This is a genomic window from Deltaproteobacteria bacterium (assembly GCA_020845775.1).
GTDB lineage: Bacteria > Bdellovibrionota_C > UBA2361 > SZUA-149 > JADLFC01 > JADLFC01.
On record JADLFC010000159.1, the window covers coordinates 1 to 4,587 of the forward strand.

4 protein-coding genes are annotated in these 4,587 nt (G+C 48.0%); all 4 read right to left on the bottom strand.

Annotated features, from left to right (window positions below):
* Positions 1-146: 146 nt before the first annotated feature.
* Positions 147-1,589, bottom strand: a complete 1,443-nt coding sequence (gene atpD, locus IT291_10370) for a F0F1 ATP synthase subunit beta (protein ID MCC6221631.1) — start codon at positions 1,587-1,589, stop codon at positions 147-149.
* Positions 1,590-1,612: 23 nt separating this feature from the next.
* Positions 1,613-2,539 (bottom strand): ATP synthase F1 subunit gamma, encoded by a 927-nt coding sequence (gene atpG, locus IT291_10375; protein ID MCC6221632.1) that lies wholly within the window; start codon positions 2,537-2,539, stop codon positions 1,613-1,615.
* Between the two features lie 15 nt (positions 2,540-2,554).
* Positions 2,555-4,159, bottom strand: a complete 1,605-nt coding sequence (locus IT291_10380) for a F0F1 ATP synthase subunit alpha (protein ID MCC6221633.1) — start codon at positions 4,157-4,159, stop codon at positions 2,555-2,557.
* 105 nt (positions 4,160-4,264) lie between these two features.
* On the bottom strand, positions 4,265-4,587 hold a 323-nt coding region (gene atpH, locus IT291_10385; GenBank protein MCC6221634.1), incomplete at its 5' end, for an ATP synthase F1 subunit delta.

Here is a 4,587-nt window from a genome sequence, read left to right on the forward strand (position 1 = left end):
ACCTCTCCATCCAATCCAGGAAGAATGGCCTCTGTTACTAATCCACTAAATAATTCGCCGCGCGGCGTACAAATCCTAAGCTGAAATTGTGGCGACACCATCTACGTATAATCTCCGCCGAAGCTAACAAATGTTAATATGACCACCTAAGCCGCTTTCTTAGCCATTTTGTTCGCTTTCTCTCTAGCTTCCTCGATCGACCCAACCAAATAAAAAGCCTGCTCTGGCAAGTCATCGTGTTTGCCATCCACTAGCTCCTTAAAACCCCGTATCGAATCTTCAAGCTTTACGTACTTTCCTTCTAACCCAGTAAACTGGGAAGCAACAAAAAATGGCTGCGAAAGAAATCGTTGAATTTTTCTAGCTCTCTCCACCACTAGCTTGTCGTCTGGCGAAAGCTCGTCCATTCCGAGAATGGCTATGATGTCTTGCAAATCTTTATACCTTTGCAAAATTCCCTGCACCTGACGCGCTACCGAGTAGTGTTCCTCGCCAATAATAGCCGGATCGAGAATTGTAGAGGTAGAGTCCAGCGGATCCACGGCTGGATAAATTCCCTGCTCCGCTATTGAGCGCGACAACACCGTAGTAGCATCGAGATGCGCAAACGTTGTCGCAGGAGCCGGATCGGTTAAATCGTCTGCTGGCACGTAAATAGCCTGCACAGAAGTAATCGAGCCGTTTTTAGTAGACGTAATGCGCTCTTGCAATTCTCCAACGTCGGTAGCAAGCGTTGGCTGATAGCCTACCGCCGAAGGCATTCGGCCCAAAAGCGCCGATACTTCAGAGCCAGCCTGCACGAAACGAAATATATTATCGACAAACAACAAAACATCTCTGCCTTCCTGATCGCGAAAATATTCCGCAGCCGTCAGCGCACTTAGCCCCACGCGGAAGCGAGCTCCTGGAGGCTCGTTCATCTGGCCATAAATCAAAGCGGCTTTATCCAACACCCCGCTTTCTTTCATCTCCATCCATAAGTCATTCCCTTCTCGCGTGCGCTCACCTACGCCCGCAAAGACTGAATAACCGCCGTGCGCCTTAGCCACGTTATTGATGAGCTCCATGATAACGACCGTCTTGCCCACGCCTGCTCCACCAAAAAGGCCAATTTTTCCACCTTTTACGTATGGCGCGAGGAGATCGATTACCTTAATGCCAGTCTCAAATATTTCCTTTGATGTCGCCTGATCTTCAAATTTAGGTGCTACTCTGTGAATCGGCCAATAGACATCTGTTTTAACTGGCCCAGCCTCGTCCACAGGCCTTCCCACTACATCGATAATTCTTCCCAAACTACCCTGTCCAACTGGCACTTTAATCGGGCCACCCGTATCTTTTACTAATGCTCCCCTTACTAAACCGTCGGTAGAATCCATGGCGATACATCGGACCATGTTATCTCCGATGTGCAAGCCCACTTCTACCGTGAGATTGTCTTCTGTGTCGTCTATTGCTGAATTTGTAATCTTTAAGGCGTGATGTATTTCCGGCAAACCTAGGCCTTCATCGAAGGCCACGTCTATAACAGGGCCCATGATTTGAACTACTCGACCAACCCGATTTTCAAAAGAATTATTTACATCCATATCAGCTCATTCCCTTAAACAAATTACTGAATTGCCTCAGCTCCACCAACGATATCTATGAGTTCCCTAGTAATAGTGCTCTGTCTAGCGCGGTTGTAATATAGTTTTAGCTTGTCTATTAGTTCGCTCGCATTGCTAGTTGCCGAATCCATAGCAGTCATGCGCGACGCATTTTCACTCGCCTTTGCCTCCAGCCCTGCCTGCAAAAGTCGCGTCCGAACCAACATTGGGACTAATTCGCTTAAAATTACTCCTGGCTCCGGGCTATACCCCACAGGCGAGATAAGCAATTGCGGATCGAGCTTTTCTTCCTCGGCATTTGCACGACCCGAGCCACCACTACCTGAAATACCCTCCCCAGCCGCCGAATGAAGAACATCAAATGGCAACAACACTTCTCGCACGACTATCTGCTTAAGCGCCGAGACGAATTTGGTGTAATAAAGAACTACTTCCTGACATCGTCCAGCAATGTAGTCGCCAATTACAGCCCTGCTCATTTCCTCAAACGGCCAAAGCGCCGCGTTTTCGGGAAGGTTCTCGTGGGTGCTAATTATATTCCGGCCCAGCCGAGCTAAAGTGCTAGCACTACGCTTGCCAATAGCCACAAATTCGGTCATCACACCCGAATCTAGCTCCTGTGCTTCTACGGCCTTTATGACATTTGCGTTATAACCACCACAAAGACCCCTATCGCCAGAAATTACAATTACGCGGCGCACATCAACTTTTTCGGCCTTTTCTAACAGCGGATGAGTAAATTCACCGCTTAGATCGGCCACCAGAGTATTAACTATGCCATTCAGGCGGTCGCTATAAGCTCTACCGCCTTGAGCCGCATCCTGGGCGCGCTTTAGTTTCGCCGCCGCAACTAACTTCATAGCCCTGGTTATCTGGCGCGTATTGTTCACCGAAGTAATTCGCCTGCGAATTTCCTTTAATCCAGCCACCTTTATTGCCCCGCCTTAGTTGCTAGCTCGACTTTCTTCTTGCACTGCTTGTCTTGGCGCACTGTTTACATCGCCTTGGGAGCGAACCCCTGGTTTTGCCGACTTATCTCCACTTGCGATAAAATCTGCAGTAAACTCATCCAACGCTTTGCTTAACTCCTCAGCATGCTCATCCGACATTGCCCCGCTTTGCTTAATGGCCGCAATAACCTTTGGGCAGTTGGCCGAAAGAAACTCGTGCATAGCAGACTCATAAGCCCTCACCTGAGAAACTTCTAGCTTATCGAGAAATCCATTGTTTGCCGCAAAAATTGACAATACTTGCAACTCAACTGGCATTGGTCGGTATTGTGGCTGTTTAAGAATTTCAACCAAGCGCTCGCCGCGATCCAACTGAGCTTTTGTCGACGCATCAAGGTCCGAACCAAACTGCGCAAACGCCTGCTTTTCTCGATACTGCGCTAAATCCAAGCGAAGCGTTCCAGCAACTTTTTTCATCGCCTTAATCTGCGCAGATCCGCCTACGCGGGAAACCGATAGACCCACGTTAATTGCTGGCCTAACACCAGAATAAAACAAATCTGACTCTAGGTAGATTTGCCCATCCGTAATAGAAATCACGTTAGTGGGAATATAGGCCGAAACGTCTCCCGCCTGCGTTTCAATCACAGGCAGCGCAGTAAGAGAGCCTCCACCCAACGCATCGCTCAACTTTGCAGCCCGCTCCAGCAATCGAGAATGCAGATAAAACACGTCTCCAGGATAGGCTTCTCGACCCGGTGGCCTTCTTAGCAAGAGCGAAATTGCGCGATAAGCCACTGCGTGCTTTGAAAGATCGTCGTAAATGATTAGTGCATGTTTGCCATTATCGCGGAAATACTCTCCCATTGTGCAACCAGCATAGGGTGCAATAAACGAAAGTGGAGCTGGCTCACTGGCAGTAGCGGCCACAATAATTGTGTGATCCATGGCGCCGTACTCTTTTAGTTTGCCAACTACTTGAGCAACGCTAGATCTTTTTTGCCCAATTGCTACATAAATGCAAATTACACCTGTGTCTTTTTGATTGATAATAGTATCTATAGCAACAGCAGTTTTTCCAGTCTGGCGGTCGCCAATAATTAGCTCGCGCTGACCTCTTCCAACTGGAACCATCGAGTCAATAGCCTTAAGACCAGTTTGTAGCGGCTGATGAACAGACTTTCGCTGCACGATACCTGGCGCCTTTATCTCAATTCGCATCCTAGCTTCCGCATCAATGGGACCTAATCCGTCAATAGGATTACCCAACGCATCTACTACCCGGCCTACAAGCGCCTCGCCGACAGGAACTTCAGCAATTTTGCCCGTGCGCTTTACAATAGCTCCTTCCTTAACCAACGAAGCTTCACCCATCAACACGGCGCCAACGTTGTCTTCTTCGAGATTAAGAGCTAAGCCACTTATACCCCCGGGGAATGCTAATAACTCGCCGGCTGCTACGTTCTGCAATCCATGGATGCGAGCAATACCATCTCCCACAGAAATCACCGATCCGACTTCCGCAAGCTCTGTCGCTGCCTCATAGCCTCTTATTTGCTCTTGAAGTATTCTGCTTATTTCCTGAGCTTTAATCTTCATTTACGTAAACTACTCCATCATTGATTCACGGCACTGCAACTTGCCAAACCGTTTCCAAAAATTAGGTAAAATATTTTACTTTTTGGGAAACCACTAGATAAATTCTCACTTAACCCCGGCTCCCATTAGCGCATTCTCCATCCGGCTCAACTGACCTGCCAATGACCCGTCTATGACGCGTCCACCGTATTTTACGACTAGGCCACCTAGTAGCTCCGCGTTAATATTCCAAGTGAAACTTGCGGTGCCACTTATTTTCTGGCTTAGTTTCGTCTCTATCTCAGCTTTTTCCTTTCCACTCACATCTCGAGCTGTAGAAACCTCCACCTGAACTCTTCCCAATCGATCATCCGCTAACTCAGTAAAACTAACTGCTATATCGGGCAGTATGCTAATTCTTTCCCGTTCAAAGACAGTTCTTATGAACT

Coding starts and splice junctions, on each gene's coding strand:
- atpD (MCC6221631.1), bottom strand. CDS start 1,589: ATGGATGTAAATAATTCTTTTGAAAATCGGGTTGGTCGAGTAGTTCAA.
- IT291_10380 (MCC6221633.1), bottom strand. CDS start 4,159: ATGAAGATTAAAGCTCAGGAAATAAGCAGAATACTTCAAGAGCAAATA.